This is a genomic window from Escherichia coli, from assembly GCF_036503815.1.
GTDB classification, from domain to species: domain Bacteria; phylum Pseudomonadota; class Gammaproteobacteria; order Enterobacterales; family Enterobacteriaceae; genus Escherichia; species Escherichia coli_F.
Map to the genome: position 1 here is coordinate 4,358,615 of NZ_AP027764.1, position 17,141 is coordinate 4,375,755.

The window sequence follows — 17,141 nt, forward strand, 5'->3', positions numbered from 1 at the left end:
TGAACGCCTTATCCGACCGACACAGAATACCGGACCCGTAGGCCTGATAAGACGCGACAGCGTCGCATCAGGCAACGCTGTGTATTACCAAATGCATATTTAAATCCACCACAAGAAGCCCCATTTATGAAAAACGCGACGTTCTACCTTCTGGACAATGACACCACCGTCGATGGCTTAAGCGCCGTTGAGCAGCTGGTGTGCGAAATTGCCGCAGAACGTTGGCGCAGCGGTAAGCGCGTGCTCATCGCCTGTGAAGATGAAAAGCAGGCTTACCGGCTGGATGAAGCCCTGTGGGCGCGTCCGGCAGAAAGCTTTGTTCCGCATAATTTAGCGGGAGAAGGACCGCGCGGCGGTGCACCGGTGGAGATCGCCTGGCCGCAAAAACGCAGCAGCAGCCCGCGCGATATATTGATTAGTCTGCGAACAAGCTTTGCAGATTTTGCCACCGCTTTCACAGAAGTGGTAGACTTCGTTCCTTATGAAGATTCTCTGAAACAACTGGCGCGCGAACGCTATAAAGCCTACCGCGTGGCTGGTTTCAACCTGAATACGGCAACCTGGAAATAATGGAAAAGACATACAACCCACAAGATATCGAACAGCCGCTTTACGAGCACTGGGAAAAGCAGGGCTACTTTAAGCCTAATGGCGATGAAAGCCAGGAAAGTTTCTGCATCATGATCCCGCCGCCGAACGTCACCGGCAGTTTGCATATGGGTCACGCCTTCCAGCAAACCATCATGGATACCATGATCCGCTATCAGCGCATGCAGGGCAAAAACACCCTGTGGCAGGTCGGTACTGACCACGCCGGGATCGCTACCCAGATGGTAGTTGAGCGCAAGATTGCCGCAGAAGAAGGTAAAACCCGTCACGACTACGGCCGCGAAGCTTTCATCGACAAAATCTGGGAATGGAAAGCGGAATCTGGCGGCACCATTACCCGTCAGATGCGTCGTCTCGGCAACTCCGTGGACTGGGAGCGTGAACGCTTCACCATGGACGAAGGCCTGTCCAATGCGGTGAAAGAAGTTTTCGTTCGTCTGTATAAAGAAGACCTAATTTACCGTGGCAAACGCCTGGTAAACTGGGATCCGAAACTGCGTACTGCTATCTCTGACCTGGAAGTGGAAAACCGCGAATCGAAAGGTTCGATGTGGCACATCCGCTATCCGCTGGCTGACGGCGCGAAAACCGCAGATGGTAAAGATTATCTGGTGGTTGCGACTACCCGTCCGGAAACCCTGCTGGGCGATACCGGCGTGGCCGTTAACCCGGAAGATCCGCGTTACAAAGATCTGATTGGCAAATCTGTCATTCTGCCGCTGGTTAACCGCCGTATTCCGATCGTTGGCGACGAACACGCCGACATGGAAAAAGGCACTGGCTGCGTGAAAATCACTCCGGCGCACGACTTTAACGACTATGAAGTCGGTAAACGTCACGCCCTGCCGATGATCAACATCCTGACCTTTGACGGTGATATCCGTGAAAGCGCCCAGGTGTTCGATACCAAAGGTAACGAATCTGACGTTTATTCCAGCGAAATCCCGGCAGAATTCCAGAAACTCGAGCGTTTTGCCGCGCGTAAAGCCGTCGTTGCTGCGATTGACGCGCTCGGCCTGCTGGAAGAAATTAAACCGCACGATCTGACCGTTCCTTATGGCGACCGTGGCGGCGTGGTTATCGAACCGATGCTGACCGACCAGTGGTACGTACGTGCCGACGTGCTGGCGAAACCGGCAGTTGAAGCGGTTGAGAACGGCGACATTCAGTTCGTACCGAAGCAGTACGAAAACATGTACTTCTCCTGGATGCGCGATATTCAGGACTGGTGTATCTCTCGTCAGCTGTGGTGGGGTCACCGTATCCCGGCATGGTACGACGAAGCGGGTAACGTTTATGTTGGCCGCAACGAAGACGAAGTGCGTAAAGAAAATAACCTCGGTGCTGATGTTGCCCTGCGTCAGGACGAAGATGTTCTCGACACCTGGTTCTCCTCCGCACTGTGGACCTTCTCTACCCTTGGCTGGCCGGAAAACACCGACGCCCTGCGTCAGTTCCACCCAACCAGCGTGATGGTATCTGGTTTCGACATCATCTTCTTCTGGATTGCCCGCATGATCATGATGACCATGCACTTCATCAAAGATGAAAATGGCAAACCGCAGGTGCCGTTCCACACCGTTTACATGACCGGTCTGATTCGTGATGACGAAGGTCAAAAGATGTCCAAATCCAAGGGTAACGTGATTGACCCGCTGGATATGGTTGACGGTATTTCGCTGCCGGAACTGCTGGAAAAACGTACCGGTAATATGATGCAGCCGCAGCTGGCGGACAAAATCCGTAAGCGCACCGAGAAGCAGTTCCCGAACGGCATTGAGCCGCACGGTACTGACGCGCTGCGCTTCACCCTGGCGGCGCTGGCTTCTACCGGTCGTGACATCAACTGGGATATGAAGCGTCTGGAAGGCTACCGTAACTTCTGTAACAAGCTGTGGAACGCCAGCCGCTTTGTGCTGATGAACACAGAAGGTCAGGATTGCGGCTTCAACGGCGGCGAAATGACGCTGTCGCTGGCGGACCGCTGGATTCTGGCGGAGTTCAACCAGACCATCAAAGCGTACCGCGAAGCGCTGGACAGCTTCCGCTTCGATATCGCCGCAGGCATTTTGTATGAGTTCACCTGGAACCAGTTCTGTGACTGGTATCTGGAGCTGACCAAGCCGGTAATGAACGGTGGAACAGAAGCCGAACTGCGCGGTACTCGCCATACGCTGGTGACTGTACTGGAAGGTCTGCTGCGCCTCGCGCATCCGATCATTCCGTTCATCACCGAAACCATCTGGCAGCGTGTGAAAGTAATTTGCGGTATCACTGCCGACACCATCATGCTGCAGCCGTTCCCGCAGTACGATGCATCTCAGGTTGATGAAGCCGCACTGGCCGACACCGAATGGCTGAAACAGGCGATCGTTGCGGTACGTAACATCCGTGCAGAAATGAACATCGCGCCGGGCAAACCGCTGGAACTGTTGCTTCGTGGTTGCAGCGCGGATGCAGAACGTCGCGTAAATGAAAACCGTGGCTTCCTGCAAACGCTGGCGCGTCTGGAAAGTATCACCGTGCTGCCTGCCGATGACAAAGGTCCGGTTTCCGTTACGAAGATCATCGACGGTGCAGAGCTGCTGATCCCGATGGCTGGCCTCATCAACAAAGAAGATGAGCTGGCGCGTCTGGCGAAAGAAGTGGCGAAGATTGAAGGTGAAATCAGCCGTATCGAGAACAAACTGGCGAACGAAGGCTTTGTCGCCCGCGCACCGGAAGCGGTCATCGCGAAAGAGCGTGAGAAGCTGGAAGGCTATGCAGAAGCGAAAGCCAAGCTGATTGAACAGCAGGCGGTTATCGCTGCGCTGTAATCAACACAGTGATGAAAACGAAGGCCGGCGCATGCTCCGGCCTTTTTTATCTCTTACAGAAATGGTAAAGAAGGCATAACTCCCCGAGAAATACTGGCTAAGAAGCCTTTATCTGGTTGTTCTTCTTTATTAATTAAAGGAAGGTCATCCAAATCGCCCAGCAAATACGTATTTTTTGCCTGCCAGTCAATCATCCATATTTTCAACAGTGGATAAGCCAGACCGCCCGTAATCCCGGATATCACCACCAACGCACACATGCGATAAAGCATACCGTGGTACGTTAAAGTTGAGCGAAAACGAATACGCCCATCATTCAGTGACAGGTTGCTCATAAAATGGTTTCGCAACGACACCGTTAAATAACTGGTGCTAACAGCAATCCCAAAATAATAGATTAACTGCGCGATTATCATTTTACGTTGCATTTCCATAAATTGCTGTAAATTCTCAATGTCATCATTTGCATATACAGAACTATCATACGCATTTAATATTTGATCGAAGATAATATAACCAGCAACAGCGAGAAAAGGCAATAAAGCTAAAAATGCGAGAATGGCATATTTTATACAATACGTAGTATCTAATTTCACCTTGAAACGATGTATACCGAAACTGGTATTGCTCCAGAGAAAACTCATTACCAGACTATATAAAGTACCATTAAAAATACCAATGGAAACAATACCAACTATTGCCATCAGAACCATAGATATAATAACACTACTTGAACTATTGGCATGTAGCATCTTTGTCGAGATAAAGAAAACAGTCCCCATCCCAACGGCCATTAAAATCGGCAAGAAAAAGGTCACCCACCAGAACCCTTTCATAGAGCAATTAAAACTAAATCTTACGCCGTTGAGACTGGTCATTAAGGCCTGATGACGCAGTCCTTTTGCTGCCATAAATATAAGCAAAACCAACAGTAACAAAGTCAAAACACAACCAACAAGCGGCATATCTGCTGACACTGTCATTAAGATTGCGAAATAGAAAAAAACAAAAACAAGACAACTAACAAAAACATTCCCACCGGTAATTCCATAAGAAAATCGTTGTCCGTTAACTTCCATATTAGCATAAAGATAACGCTTACATTTCATTAATGCCCATGGTAAATAGATACCTAACGTTATAATCGTTAACAACACATTCACCACACAAATAAGAAAATACCTCTCACCTGTACCATGAAAAACAAACGAATGGGACGGAACATCCATTTCATTAATAACTTGAGCCATAAAAAATCCCTGAATTAAAAAATCCATTGATATAACTTATATATACAGACAGTAAAATGTTCTGCCACGTTACAATACTCTTATCAGTAATAGGCTGGCAAAAACTTTATTACTTTATAAGTCGCTTGCGCACGTAAGAAGAGAGTGGTATTAAACAAATGTATAATTACTTTATTTTTATTGGGTTAAACTATGAATAACATTGCGCCGCAATCACCTGTAATGCGTCGCCTGACGCTGCAGGATAATCCTGCTATCGCCCGCGTCATTCGTCAGGTATCCGCCGAATACGGTCTTACCGCTGATAAAGGCTACACCGTCGCCGATCCGAATCTTGACGAGCTGTATCAAGTGTATAGTCAGCCTGGCCATGCATATTGGGTAGTTGAGTACGAGGGTGAAGTGGTCGGCGGCGGTGGGATAGCGCCATTAACCGGGAGTGAGTCGGACATTTGCGAACTGCAAAAGATGTATTTTCTTCCGGCTATCCGCGGCAAAGGGCTGGCAAAAAAACTGGCCTTAATGGCGATGGAGCAGGCGCGAGAGATGGGTTTCAAACGCTGCTATCTGGAAACGACAGCTTTTTTAAAGGAAGCCATTGCGCTTTATGAGCATTTGGGCTTTGAGCATATCGACTATGCGCTTGGCTGCACGGGCCATGTCGATTGTGAAGTGCGGATGTTGCGCGAACTCTAAAAAAATACCCGCGTGTTCAACTCGCGGGCATTCGAACATTAACAACGTACGTTTTGTTTATGCCGGATGTGACATGAATGCCTTATCCGGGCAACAAATTCACCAGGTTGCAGGAACTACCTGGGCCTGATGCGCTACGCTTAATTAGTGGCGAACCCCGTCATCGTCTTCATCGACAAAATCTTCATCGTCGCCATCTTCGCCGTTAGGATCTTCAAAGTAAGTGCCCCAACCGTCGTACTCAACGTCAAATTTCTCCGCCAGCGTCATCAGTTGTTCAACCTGGGCATCGATCAGATCGGCATTCAACGCGCACTCGCTGAGGATGTCGCAGCAAATCACGATATCACCATCTTCAACTTCCAGCTCTTCTGGATCGGTCACTTCGTAACCGAGTTTAAACGCTTCAACTGCTGCTTTTTCCAGAGTTTCCAGATCGTCTGCGGAAAGATGGTGTTCGATGGTGTACAGCGCGTCCGGATCGCTGCCATCTTCCAGTAATTCTTCAATAATCAAACGTGTTTCTTCACGCTGTTCTTCCAGTTGTTCCGGGTTTGCCATGGCTCATTCCTCTTAATGTCCTGCCGATACTCTTATTGTCACACACCACTGACATTGCCTCCACCTTTGTGATAAAGATTTATGCTTTAGACTTGCAAATGAATAACCATACATATAAATTGAATTTTAATTCATTTAGGCGTTAGCCACAGGAGGGATCTATGTCCGGGTTTTATCATAAGCATTTCCTGAAATTACTCGATTTCACGCCAGCTGAACTTAACAGCCTGCTGCAGTTAGCCGCGAAGCTGAAAGCCGATAAGAAAAGCGGTAAAGAAGAAGCCAAACTCACTGGTAAAAACATCGCGCTCATCTTCGAAAAAGACTCGACCCGTACCCGATGCTCTTTCGAAGTTGCCGCATATGACCAGGGTGCTCGCGTTACTTATCTCGGTCCAAGCGGCAGCCAAATTGGTCATAAAGAGTCGATTAAAGACACTGCCCGCGTGCTTGGTCGCATGTATGACGGTATTCAGTATCGCGGCTATGGTCAGGAGATTGTCGAAACACTGGCGGAATACGCTGGCGTGCCGGTATGGAACGGCCTGACCAATGAGTTTCACCCCACGCAGCTGCTGGCGGATCTCCTCACCATGCAGGAGCATTTGCCCGGCAAAGCGTTCAACGAAATGACGCTGGTCTATGCAGGTGACGCACGTAACAACATGGGCAATTCGATGCTCGAAGCTGCAGCGCTTACCGGTCTGGATTTGCGTCTGGTCGCGCCACAGGCGTGCTGGCCAGAAGCTGCGCTGGTTACGGAATGCCGCGCCCTGGCACAACAAAATGGCGGGAATATTACGCTGACGGAAGATATAGCTAAAGGAGTTGAAGGTGCTGACTTTATCTATACCGATGTATGGGTGTCGATGGGTGAAGCAAAAGAAAAATGGGCTGAACGCATTGCATTACTGCGTGATTATCAGGTGAACAGCAAGATGATGCAGTTGACCGGTAACCCGGAGGTCAAATTCCTCCACTGCCTGCCCGCGTTTCATGACGACCAAACGACGCTTGGCAAAAAAATGGCGGAAGAGTTTGGCCTACATGGCGGAATGGAAGTGACTGATGAGGTCTTCGAATCTGCCGCCAGCATTGTATTTGATCAGGCGGAAAACCGCATGCATACCATCAAAGCGGTGATGGTCGCGACGCTCAGTAAATAATTGACATCTCTATAAAGATGCCGGGAAATACAAAAATTATCCCGGCATCATATTATTTTATGCAGTGTGAGTTCTATTCTTCCACCCCCATTTTTCTATTACTGTTCGTAAATTTTCCGGAGGATTTAATTTTTCTAACTGTTTTTCATTAATATAATTATATATATTGATTTTCCCATCCCGGAGGACTTCCATCATTCTTGTTCTAATTTTTAATTCATTAACCATCTTTTCTTCAAAAATCTTAACGACATAACCCGGAAATTTATTTACAATTTCTTTTGTTTTTTCTTCATCACCATAAACATATCCTAACTCATTAAGATACAGCTGTTCGCCCTCATAACACTTAAGTAATTGATAGAAGTACCACTTAGCAAAATCAGGTTGCTTCATGAAAAAACCCTTCAAAAAAAATATCATTTACTAAAATGCTGACAGGCACTTCATTAAATAGCAACTTAACATCATCAAATAACTTTAGTATTAAGCGTGATTTTTCTTGATTGCTTAAGTTAAAATCATTGACATATGCAACCAACTTATCCCAAATCAATTCCTGTAATTTACGGCTATTTTTATAGGGTTCTTTATCGAGAAGGGAAAATAATGCCTCAGCTCTTTTAGACTGATCACAACCAGACTTAATATTTTTTATCACGTCGCATGCATAATCTATCTTTGCAGCAGCATTAAAATATTCGATACTTTTATTAAAACACCACTCCAGTATTTTTACATCACTCATATATGGCGATTTTAAAAAAGTTTCTAACATCGAACGGATGACCGGTGAGAGGTCAACCGGCGCATCATCTAAGGAATCAATAAGAATATGCGATAGATCAATTTTGATCTTATTAATTTCATCATTACTTTTTTTATTATTAGTAAAGGCATCGTCAGACGCGCTGAGATTATCTATCTCTTCAAGTATGCCTTCTTCGCCCAGTAAGTCTGGAATAATTTCATTACATACATGAGGCATTATTAGCAGATGCTCTTGCTTTATTGTTGACAATGTTGTAGCCAAGGCATCTTTAAAAAAATCTTTATAGTCCTGGGCTTGCCAATTCATCTGGTTATTATTTAACTGAAGTGCTATTTCGTTGTTAATTTCACGCTGGTAACACGCCAGAACTTTATTAGTAATCAGTAGTAATGAACTCTCATCTTTTGTTTCAAAATCCGTCCCTTCAAAACGAAAAATTGACTTACCAGATTCTGTTACATCATCAAATATAATGGCTGTACGCCCTTGACGAGCCCCATTCACAGAGGGAGGGGTAAGTCTAACTTCTAAAATAACCGGGCGTATATCATCTTCCCACCCTTCAGGATTATTCATGTAAAATCGCATTATTTCACTACCATCATCTTTTTTTAAATAAGATGAGGATTTTATATTACCCATCATTTTTCTTCCCGCTTCATTGCGGCTTTCACTAAAATCTACATGTCCCAAGGTAAATATCCATGCCAGAAACTCCAAAAATGCCTTAGGAGAAAGGATATTTCTTTTGTTATGCTGCCCCTCGGCAATACGGGAAAAATTATTGATTCCCACACACCAGCTATTTAAAACATCATGTTTTGGTTTAAAATTCCTGCAGGAAGCAACGTAGTGAAAATAATCCGAATGCGATATTTTGCTCATGACGAACTCCTTGAGTTAATAAGAACGTCTAAGCATTACAAATTTTACTCACAAAAAAATATCAAAAAACGCTCTTTTCACAAACTCGCCGTAAACCTGGAGTTATTTACGGCGAAAAGTCATCACGCCATCAGCATCTTCACTACTGCTTTGCGAACCTGGGCTGGCGCGCCCACTGCGCACAGCGGTTTATGCACTTCCCCCGGATAAAACACAACAAAATCACCTTCATTAAGGATAACTGTTTTCTCATCAACGCCTTCCGGCAAAAATGCGATGTCTTTGTCTGCTAACCAGTCGGTATCCGGGGTGCCTGCAGGTTGCGTGCTGAAGGTCATGCCTTCCTGACCTTTTAACACAATCTGAATGTCGAGATAGCGGGCATGGTACTCCGCACGGCGAGCTTCGTACGGCTCGGTCATATCTTCCGAGATAAGATAAAACAGACGATTGCCTTCGATATCGTGCTTGCCCTTGGGCGTTTCTGCCGTAACGTTTGCTTTGATATGCTCAATCGCCTGGCGTAACTCCTGGGGTAGCCACGGCTGAAGATTATGAATATTTCCGATGATCATCTTTTCCACTCCTTAATTAAAACAATGTTTCATTTCTATCGTTATACGAAAAGATGATCAATTCCGCCAGCCTTAACGCGTGAATTATTGTCTTATCACAACTTATCGGCAGGCGCGTTCCCGCCTTTCGGATCAAGGCCAGCATCACTCCTTGAGAAGAGTTTTTATCGCTTCCCCCGCCAGGGCAGCTGTTGCACAGAGTTGTTCGATGGAGTGCCCCTCTCGTGCCTTCGCAGAAAGCCCTGACATCACGGTACTCATAAAATCAGTCACACATTGTGCGCTTTGTGGATGCCGCCTGGCGATATAGTCATAAATGGTTGTTTCTGCGGCGTGATAATATTGAACGGCAATATCACGCGCTTGTGGATCATGACTATGAATACCTTCAAGAACCATACAGCCAGCGCAGCCGCCGTTTTGGCTATATCTGCGCGCCGCTTCTTTTAATACCTCAACCAGGCACTCGCCTACCGGACGATCATCACGAAGAATATCGGCAAGCGGAATAGCTTCCGTACCGACATATTCATTGAGTACACGGCTAAATAACCCAGCCTTACTGCCAAAAGCCGCGTAGAGGCTCGGGGGGTTAATACCAAGATAATCAGTGATTTCAGCAACACTGACAGCATCGAAACTTTTTTGGTGAAAAAGCACTTTTGCCGCAGAGACTGCCTGCTCAGGAGCGAAACGTCTGGGACGACCAGGAACACGAGATTGTTTTTTAGTGACCATTACAAAACTTGTTGACAGAAAGTTAAAACAGTTTTGTAATGCATGTTACATAATAAATCAAGGAGTCCTTATGGGCGCTTTTACAGGTAAGACAGTTCTCATCCTCGGTGGCAGTCGTGGAATCGGTGCTGCTATCGTACGTCGTTTCGTCACCGATGGGGCCAATGTACGATTCACCTATGCGGGGTCGAAAGATGCCGCTGAACGCCTGGCACAAGAGACGGGAGCGACAGCAGTATTCACAGATAGTGCTGACAGAGACGCTGTCATTGATGTCGTTCGTAAGAGCGGCGCATTGGATATCCTGGTGGTAAATGCAGGTATTGGCGTCTTTGGCGATGCCCTGGAATTAAATGCCGACGATATTGATCGCCTTTTCAAAATCAATATTCATGCTCCTTACCATGCCTCTGTTGAAGCCGCCCGGCAGATGCCCGAAGGCGGGCGCATCTTAATCATCGGCTCCGTGAATGGCGATCGTATGCCTGTTGCAGGCATGGCTGCTTATGCCGCCAGTAAATCTGCCCTGCAAGGTATGGCGCGCGGGCTGGCCCGTGATTTTGGACCGCGTGGGATCACCATCAACGTCGTCCAGCCAGGGCCAATTGATACCGACGCGAATCCCGCCAACGGGCCAATGCGCGATATGTTGCATGGTTTTATGGCTATCAAAAGACATGGGCAACCGGAAGAGGTCGCTGGTATGGTCGCATGGTTAGCAGGGTCAGAAGCCAGTTTTGTTACCGGTGCGATGCATACCATTGATGGCGCGTTTGGCGCATAACCGACTACGCTCAATTAAGCCCAGCCATTATCCATGATGTCTGGGTTTTGTTTACTCACGTCGTCCCCTAAAAGCGGCTCCCGGTAAATATAAATCTTCTGTTCATGTCGTAAATCTTGAGGATAACCAAATGGTAGAAAGAATCGCTGTTTTCCCTGCTGGCCGACATTCACTGTATGCTGAACATCGTTATTCTGCGGCTATCCGTTCCGGCGATTTGCTGTTTGTTTCCGGGCAAGTAGGAAGTCGAGAAGACGGAACACCTGAACCCGATTTTCAGCAACAAGTCAGACTGGCATTTGATAATTTGCATGCGACCCTGGCAGCTGCGGGATGCACTTTTGACGATATCATTGATGTGACGAGCTTTCATACCGATCCGGAAAAACAATTTGAAGACATCATGACAGTCAAAAATGAAATATTTAGCGCCCCACCTTACCCAAATTGGACGGCGGTGGGTGTTACCTGGCTGGCAGGCTTTGATTTTGAAATTAAAGTGATAGCGCGCATCCCTGAGCTGTAAGCAATAGTTTTAGCCGTTCGTTTTCACACTCCGCCCTATAAGTCGGATGAATGGAATAAAATGCATATCTGATTGCGTGAAAGTGAAAAAGAAAAAAGCAGGAAATGTCTGCAATTATTGATACCGAACGACAGTTCTCCTCCAGAATCACATCAAATAAAAATGCATATATTTTGACTTATAATTCAAATAAACCGTTTGCGCAGACGAAATATTGCATCAAATGCTTGCGCCGCTTCTGACGATGAGTATAATGCCGAACAATTTGCCGGGAGGATGTATGGTTCAGTGTGTTCGACATTTTGTCTTACCGCGTCTGAAAAAAGACGCTGGCCTGCCGTTTTTCTTCCCGTTGATCACCCATTCCCAGCCCCTCAATCGAGGGGCTTTTTTTTGCCCAGGCGTCAGGAGATAAAAGATGGCTAATCCGCTATATCAGAAACATATCATTTCCATAAACGACCTTAGTCGCGATGACCTTAATCTGGTGCTGGCAACAGCGGCGAAACTGAAAGCAAACCCGCAACCAGAGCTGTTGAAGCACAAAGTCATTGCCAGCTGTTTCTTCGAAGCCTCTACCCGTACCCGCCTCTCTTTCGAAACTTCCATGCACCGCCTGGGTGCCAGCGTGGTGGGCTTCTCCGACAGCGCCAATACATCACTGGGTAAAAAGGGCGAAACGCTGGCCGATACCATTTCGGTTATCAGCACTTACGTCGATGCGATAGTGATGCGTCATCCGCAGGAAGGTGCGGCGCGCCTGGCCACCGAATTTTCCGGCAATGTACCGGTACTGAATGCCGGTGATGGCTCCAACCAACATCCGACGCAAACCTTGCTGGACTTATTCACCATTCAGGAAACCCAGGGGCGTCTGGACAATCTCCACGTCGCAATGGTTGGTGACCTGAAATATGGCCGCACCGTTCACTCCCTGACTCAGGCGTTAGCGAAGTTCGACGGCAACCGTTTTTACTTCATCGCGCCGGACGCGTTGGCAATGCCGCAATACATCCTTGATATGCTCGATGAAAAAGGGATCGCCTGGAGTCTGCACAGCTCTATTGAAGAAGTGATGGCGGAAGTAGACATCCTGTACATGACTCGCGTGCAAAAAGAGCGTCTGGACCCGTCCGAGTACGCCAACGTGAAAGCGCAGTTTGTTCTTCGCGCCAGCGATCTCCACAACGCCAAAGCCAATATGAAAGTGCTGCATCCGCTGCCTCGCGTTGATGAGATTGCCACCGATGTTGATAAAACGCCTCACGCCTGGTACTTCCAGCAAGCAGGCAACGGGATTTTCGCTCGCCAGGCGTTACTGGCACTGGTTCTGAATCGCGATCTGGTACTGTAAGGGGAAATAGAGATGACACACGATAATAAATTGCAGGTTGAAGCTATTAAACGCGGCACGGTAATTGACCATATCCCCGCCCAGATCGGTTTTAAGCTGTTGAGTCTGTTCAAGCTGACCGAAACGGATCAGCGCATCACCATTGGTCTGAACCTGCCTTCTGGTGAGATGGGGCGTAAAGATCTGATCAAAATCGAAAATACCTTTTTGAGTGAAGATCAGGTAGACCAACTGGCTTTGTATGCACCACAAGCCACAGTAAATCGCATCGACAACTATGAAGTGGTGGGTAAATCGCGCCCCAGCCTGCCGGAGCGCATCGACAATGTGCTGGTCTGCCCGAACAGCAACTGTATCAGCCATGCCGAACCGGTTTCATCCAGCTTTGCCGTGCGAAAACGCGCCAATGACATCGCGCTCAAATGCAAATACTGTGAAAAAGAGTTTTCCCATAATGTGGTGCTGGCCAATTAATTGCGGTTGGTAATAAAAGTCTGGCTCCCTATAATGAGCCAGACTTTTTACCGCTGTAATAAAGGAGAAATCATGAGCAAAACTATCGCGACGGAAAATGCACCGGCAGCTATCGGTCCTTACGTACAGGGCGTTGATCTGGGCAATATGATCATTACCTCCGGTCAGATCCCGGTAAACCCGAAAACCGGCGAAGTACCGGCAGACGTCGCTGCACAGGCACGTCAGTCGCTGGATAACGTAAAAGCTATCGTCGAAGCCGCTGGCCTGAAAGTGGGCGATATCGTTAAAACCACCGTGTTTGTGAAAGATCTGAACGACTTCGCAACCGTAAACGCTACCTACGAAGCGTTCTTCACCGAGCACAATGCCACCTTCCCGGCACGTTCTTGCGTTGAAGTTGCCCGTCTGCCGAAAGACGTGAAGATTGAGATCGAAGCGATCGCTGTTCGTCGCTAATCTCTTTCAAAAAGATAATCCAGGTTTCGCGCCTGGATTATCTGATTCAACCACGGAGGGTTGAAGATGGCTAAATCCCGTTTCACAGATAAGCAAATTGCTGAAATTTTACAGCGGTCAAAAGAGGGGGCATCTAATAAGGAGCTTTGTGAACACTATCAATTTAGCGTTAACACGCTGCGGCGCTGGCAAGAACAGCACGCTGACGGCATCAGAAGCGAATTAAAAAAAATAGAATCTAAAGCACAGATCGTCTTTCTGCTTTTCATTGCTATCGTCATTATACTCACGCTTATATTTGGTAAACCTACAGGTGGATGGGCAATACCACCTTTATTACTCTATTGTGTTTATTATATCCGCCTGTATCGCAACATCTCCGCCAGACATATAAAAAAAGAAGACATTTTTCTCTCTCGTTCTGTTAATAACAGCTATAGCGCCCTTTATAATTTGAGCTGGACGTTTATTTGTTTTTTTATTTTTGCAGTAATCTATTTTTTTATTCAGGTGTTTTCGTAACAGACTGACCTGAAAGAGTATTTCAGGCCAGCTTCATCACTTGCTTACTGCCAGCCGTAACGACGGCTATAGAACCCTTTCACCAACTGGGTTAACGTCATATACCCTGCCAGAATCGCAACCAGCCACGGGAAATAGCTTAACGGCAGCGCCTGCAGTTGCAGATAACTGGCCAACGGCGAAAACGGCAATGCGATCCCGACTATCATCACAATCACGGTCATGATCATTAACGGCCACGATGCACAGCTCTGAATAAACGGTACACGACGGGTACGGATCATATGCACAATAAGCGTTTGCGATAGTAATCCCACCACAAACCAGCCCGACTGGAACAGCGTTTGCGTTTCCGGCGTGTTGGCATGGAATACCCACCACATCAGGCAAAACGTCAGAATATCGAAGATCGAACTGATCGGTCCGAAGAAGATCATAAAGCGCCCCAGATCCGCCGGATTCCAACGCTGCGGCTTTTGAATTTGCTCGTCGTCGACGTTATCAAATGGGATCGCCACCTGTGACACATCGTACAGCAGATTTTGAATAAGCAAGTGTAGCGGCAACATCGGCAGGAAGGGCAAGAAAGCACTCGCCACCAGCACGCTGAACACATTACCGAAGTTAGAGCTCGCCGTCATTTTGATGTATTTCAGCATGTTGGCGAAAGTGCGACGTCCCTCAATAACCCCCTCTTCCAGCACCATCAGGCTTTTTTCCAGCAGGATGATATCAGCCGCTTCACGGGCAATATCTACCGCGCCGTCCACAGAAATGCCGATATCCGCAGCGCGTAAGGCGGGCGCATCATTAATACCATCGCCCATAAAGCCAACCACATGCCCTTCGCGCTTTAGCAAGGTCACGATGCGTTCTTTATGCATCGGCGTCAGGCGAGCAAACAGCGTGGTGCGCTGTGCAAGATTTGCCAGTTCGTCGTCAGATAGCGTTTCAATATCACTACCAATGACCACCTCTCCCGCGTCCAGTCCCACTTCATGGCACACTTTCGCCGCCACTAACTCGCTGTCGCCAGTAAGGATTTTCACGGTAATGCCACTCGCTTTTAATGCCTTCAGTGCCGGAGCTGTTGTCTCTTTCGGCGGATCAAGGAAAGCAATATATCCTTCGAGGATCAGGTCGGATTCATCCGCCCGCTGGTAATCCCCTTCACGTGCTGGCAGGTATTTCGTCGCCACCGCAACCACGCGCAGCCCCTGACGATTCAGCGTATCAGTAACGCGCTTAATCTTACGCAGTATGATGTCATCAAGCGGCACAATCTCACCATTGTGACGCACCTGCGAACACACATTGAGGATTTCCTGCAATGCGCCTTTGCAAACCAGTTGATGATGTTCGGTATTCTCTGCCACTACCACCGACATCCGGCGACGCTCGAAATCAAACGGAATCTCATCAATTTTTTGCCAACGACTGGCCAGCGAGCGCGCTGACTCTTCATCCGTACCTTCGAGCACCGCTGTATCAAGCAGGTTTTTAAGTCCGGTCTGATAATGACTGTTCAACCACGCGCTATGCAGCACGCGTTCGCTGGTTTTACCGGAGATATCGGTATGATTCTCCAGCACAATTTTATCCTGCGTCAGGGTGCCGGTTTTATCAGTGCACAGAATATCCATAGCGCCAAAGTTCTGAATGGCATCCAGATGTTTGACGATCACTTTCTGTTTCGACAGCTTTACGGCACCACGCGCCAGCGTCGAAGTGACAATCATCGGCAACATTTCTGGCGTTAAGCCTACCGCGACCGAAAGTGCGAACAGTGCCGCTTCCCACCAGTCACCTTTGGTGTAACCGTTGATCAGCAACACCACCGGAGCCATCACCAGCATAAAGCGAATCAGCAGCATACTGACGCGGCTAATCCCTTGCTGAAAGGCATTCGGCTCGCTTTCCTGCTCACTAACACGCCCCGCCAGTTGACCAAACCAGGTGTTGGCTCCTGTAGCAATCACCATTGCTTGTGCCGTGCCGCTCACCACGGTGGTGCCCATAAAACACAGGGTGTCGCACTCCAGCGGATTGCTGTGCTCCGGCTGGCGAGTGGTTGCGGCTTTTTCCACGGGCAGAGACTCACCGGTTAACGACGCCTGAGCGACAAACAGATCCCGCGCCTGCAAGATACGTAAATCTGCCGGGATCATATCCCCCGCCGCCAGTTTTATAATATCGCCGGGCACTAGTTGGTCTATCGGGATTTCCAGCCAGCCATTTTCACCTTTATCGTTAATTACGCGCAGTACCGTCGCGGTATTACTGACCATCGCTTTCAGGGCATCTGCCGCTTTGGTGGAACGAGCTTCCTGAATAAAGTTCAGCAACGTAGAAATAGCGACCATTAGCGCGATAACACCTGCGGCAAATAAATCTTCCGTGGCGTAAGAAATAGCACCGAGAATGGTGAGCAAAATATTAAAGGGGTTGCGATAGCAGACCCATAAATGCACCCACCACGGCGACGGTTGTTGCGCGGGTAATTTATTTTCACCATGTTGTTCGCGGGCAGATTCCACTTCCGCCTGATTTAACCCTTCCGGATGGGTATTGAACGTTTTCCATAATTCCTGTTCTGGCATCACCGCCATTTTCAGGCAATGCGCACTTAAGGACGGCGGGACCGCCGTATTCACTGTCTGCTGCGCGCCAGGCAATGGATCGCGATGAACCAGACGGGAAGGTAAATGGCGAATGAGCCGGGTAAAAATTTCTTTAAACATAAGGAGTCCCTCCGCACTGTCTGAAACAGTGCAGAAATGTCTTCAGGCGTGGCGAAGCCTTACCTGAAGGTAATAAAGCTGAGCTGGGACGTTAAAACGTCACGGCCTTACGCATCCGGTAACGCCGTGAAAAGACGGGCTTACCGGAAAAGTTTTAATCTCCGTCGAGGGAGAGGCGTGGGATCAGGTTCCATATAACCTCCGGTAAGTGAA

At 48.0% G+C, this 17,141-nt stretch carries 17 protein-coding genes and 1 pseudogene; 11 read left to right on the forward strand and 7 right to left on the reverse strand.

What is annotated here, in order from left to right; all coding sequences use genetic code 11:
• Nucleotides 1–126: 126 nt before the first annotated feature.
• Together holC and valS are read left to right on the forward strand one after the other, a co-directional pair.
• Nucleotides 127–570, forward strand: a complete 444-nt coding sequence (holC, locus tag AABJ99_RS20865) for a DNA polymerase III subunit chi (protein ID WP_000786399.1) — start codon at nucleotides 127–129, stop codon at nucleotides 568–570.
• Nucleotides 570–3,425 carry a valine--tRNA ligase gene (gene valS / locus AABJ99_RS20870; protein WP_039021199.1) on the forward strand — a complete coding sequence of 952 codons (2,856 nt, stop codon included), beginning with the start codon at nucleotides 570–572 and terminating at the stop codon, nucleotides 3,423–3,425. Before holC ends, valS begins: the two co-directional genes overlap by 1 nt.
• Before the next feature lie 53 nt (nucleotides 3,426–3,478).
• On the opposite strand, the gene yjgN is transcribed toward valS, so the two are convergent.
• Entirely contained in the window at nucleotides 3,479–4,675 is a 1,197-nt protein-coding gene (gene yjgN / locus AABJ99_RS20875; RefSeq protein WP_000079650.1) for a YjgN family protein, read from the reverse strand.
• A 192-nt stretch (nucleotides 4,676–4,867) separates the two neighbouring features.
• Here yjgN and yjgM point away from each other — a divergent pair, with 192 nt between their 5' ends.
• Complete coding sequence (gene yjgM, locus AABJ99_RS20880) at nucleotides 4,868–5,371, forward strand: GNAT family N-acetyltransferase (RefSeq protein ID WP_001059402.1); 504 nt, start codon at nucleotides 4,868–4,870, stop codon at nucleotides 5,369–5,371.
• A gap of 144 nt (nucleotides 5,372–5,515) precedes the next feature.
• Here the strand turns inward: yjgM and rraB are convergent, their stop codons facing one another.
• On the reverse strand, nucleotides 5,516–5,932 hold the full coding sequence (rraB, locus tag AABJ99_RS20885) for a ribonuclease E inhibitor RraB (RefSeq protein WP_000002953.1): 417 nt from the start codon (nucleotides 5,930–5,932) through the stop codon (nucleotides 5,516–5,518).
• A 161-nt stretch (nucleotides 5,933–6,093) separates the two neighbouring features.
• Between rraB and argF the strand changes: the two genes are divergently transcribed.
• Nucleotides 6,094–7,098 carry an ornithine carbamoyltransferase gene (gene argF / locus AABJ99_RS20890; RefSeq protein ID WP_000012903.1) on the forward strand — a complete coding sequence of 335 codons (1,005 nt, stop codon included), beginning with the start codon at nucleotides 6,094–6,096 and terminating at the stop codon, nucleotides 7,096–7,098.
• 57 nt (nucleotides 7,099–7,155) lie between these two features.
• Here the strand turns inward: argF and AABJ99_RS20895 are convergent.
• The 3 genes and pseudogenes from AABJ99_RS20895 to bdcR form a co-directional block, all read right to left on the reverse strand.
• Nucleotides 7,156–8,755, reverse strand: a pseudogene (locus AABJ99_RS20895) (DNA-binding protein).
• Nucleotides 8,756–8,877: 122 nt separating this feature from the next.
• A complete protein-coding gene (tabA, locus tag AABJ99_RS20900) occupies nucleotides 8,878–9,330 on the reverse strand; it encodes a toxin-antitoxin biofilm protein TabA (protein ID WP_001315168.1) in 453 nt (150 codons plus the stop codon).
• 144 nt (nucleotides 9,331–9,474) lie between these two features.
• The gene (bdcR, locus tag AABJ99_RS20905) at nucleotides 9,475–10,068 is read right to left on the reverse strand and encodes a TetR/AcrR family transcriptional regulator (RefSeq protein WP_039021196.1); all 594 of its coding nucleotides are present in this window, start codon (nucleotides 10,066–10,068) and stop codon (nucleotides 9,475–9,477) included.
• A gap of 70 nt (nucleotides 10,069–10,138) precedes the next feature.
• Here bdcR and bdcA point away from each other — a divergent pair, with 70 nt between their 5' ends.
• The 7 genes from bdcA (at nucleotide 10,139) to AABJ99_RS20940 (ending at nucleotide 14,187) form a co-directional block, all read left to right on the forward strand.
• On the forward strand, nucleotides 10,139–10,852 hold the full coding sequence (gene bdcA / locus AABJ99_RS20910; protein ID WP_032185781.1) for an SDR family oxidoreductase: 714 nt from the start codon (nucleotides 10,139–10,141) through the stop codon (nucleotides 10,850–10,852).
• A gap of 130 nt (nucleotides 10,853–10,982) precedes the next feature.
• Nucleotides 10,983–11,378 carry a RidA family protein gene (yjgH, locus tag AABJ99_RS20915; protein ID WP_039021195.1) on the forward strand — a complete coding sequence of 132 codons (396 nt, stop codon included), beginning with the start codon at nucleotides 10,983–10,985 and terminating at the stop codon, nucleotides 11,376–11,378.
• Between the two features lie 280 nt (nucleotides 11,379–11,658).
• The gene (gene pyrL, locus AABJ99_RS20920; RefSeq protein ID WP_001296693.1) at nucleotides 11,659–11,793 is read left to right on the forward strand and encodes a pyr operon leader peptide; all 135 of its coding nucleotides are present in this window, start codon (nucleotides 11,659–11,661) and stop codon (nucleotides 11,791–11,793) included.
• Nucleotides 11,794–11,796: 3 nt separating this feature from the next.
• Nucleotides 11,797–12,732: an aspartate carbamoyltransferase gene (pyrB, locus tag AABJ99_RS20925; protein WP_000013046.1), complete on the forward strand. Its 936-nt coding sequence runs from the start codon at nucleotides 11,797–11,799 to the stop codon at nucleotides 12,730–12,732.
• 12 nt (nucleotides 12,733–12,744) lie between these two features.
• Complete coding sequence (gene pyrI / locus AABJ99_RS20930) at nucleotides 12,745–13,206, forward strand: aspartate carbamoyltransferase regulatory subunit (protein WP_000148581.1); 462 nt, start codon at nucleotides 12,745–12,747, stop codon at nucleotides 13,204–13,206.
• A gap of 72 nt (nucleotides 13,207–13,278) precedes the next feature.
• Nucleotides 13,279–13,665, forward strand: coding sequence for a 2-iminobutanoate/2-iminopropanoate deaminase (gene ridA, locus AABJ99_RS20935; RefSeq protein ID WP_000047539.1), 387 nt, complete (start codon nucleotides 13,279–13,281; stop codon nucleotides 13,663–13,665).
• A gap of 66 nt (nucleotides 13,666–13,731) precedes the next feature.
• Entirely contained in the window at nucleotides 13,732–14,187 is a 456-nt protein-coding gene (locus AABJ99_RS20940) for a transposase (protein ID WP_001130089.1), read from the forward strand.
• Nucleotides 14,188–14,231: 44 nt separating this feature from the next.
• Here the strand turns inward: AABJ99_RS20940 and mgtA are convergent, their stop codons facing one another.
• Together mgtA and mgtL are read right to left on the reverse strand one after the other, a co-directional pair.
• Nucleotides 14,232–16,928, reverse strand: coding sequence for a magnesium-translocating P-type ATPase (gene mgtA, locus AABJ99_RS20945; protein WP_000471876.1), 2,697 nt, complete (start codon nucleotides 16,926–16,928; stop codon nucleotides 14,232–14,234).
• Between the two features lie 140 nt (nucleotides 16,929–17,068).
• On the reverse strand, nucleotides 17,069–17,122 hold the full coding sequence (gene mgtL / locus AABJ99_RS20950) for a mgtA regulatory leader peptide MgtL (protein WP_001387276.1): 54 nt from the start codon (nucleotides 17,120–17,122) through the stop codon (nucleotides 17,069–17,071).
• Between the last annotated feature and the right edge of the window lie 19 nt (nucleotides 17,123–17,141).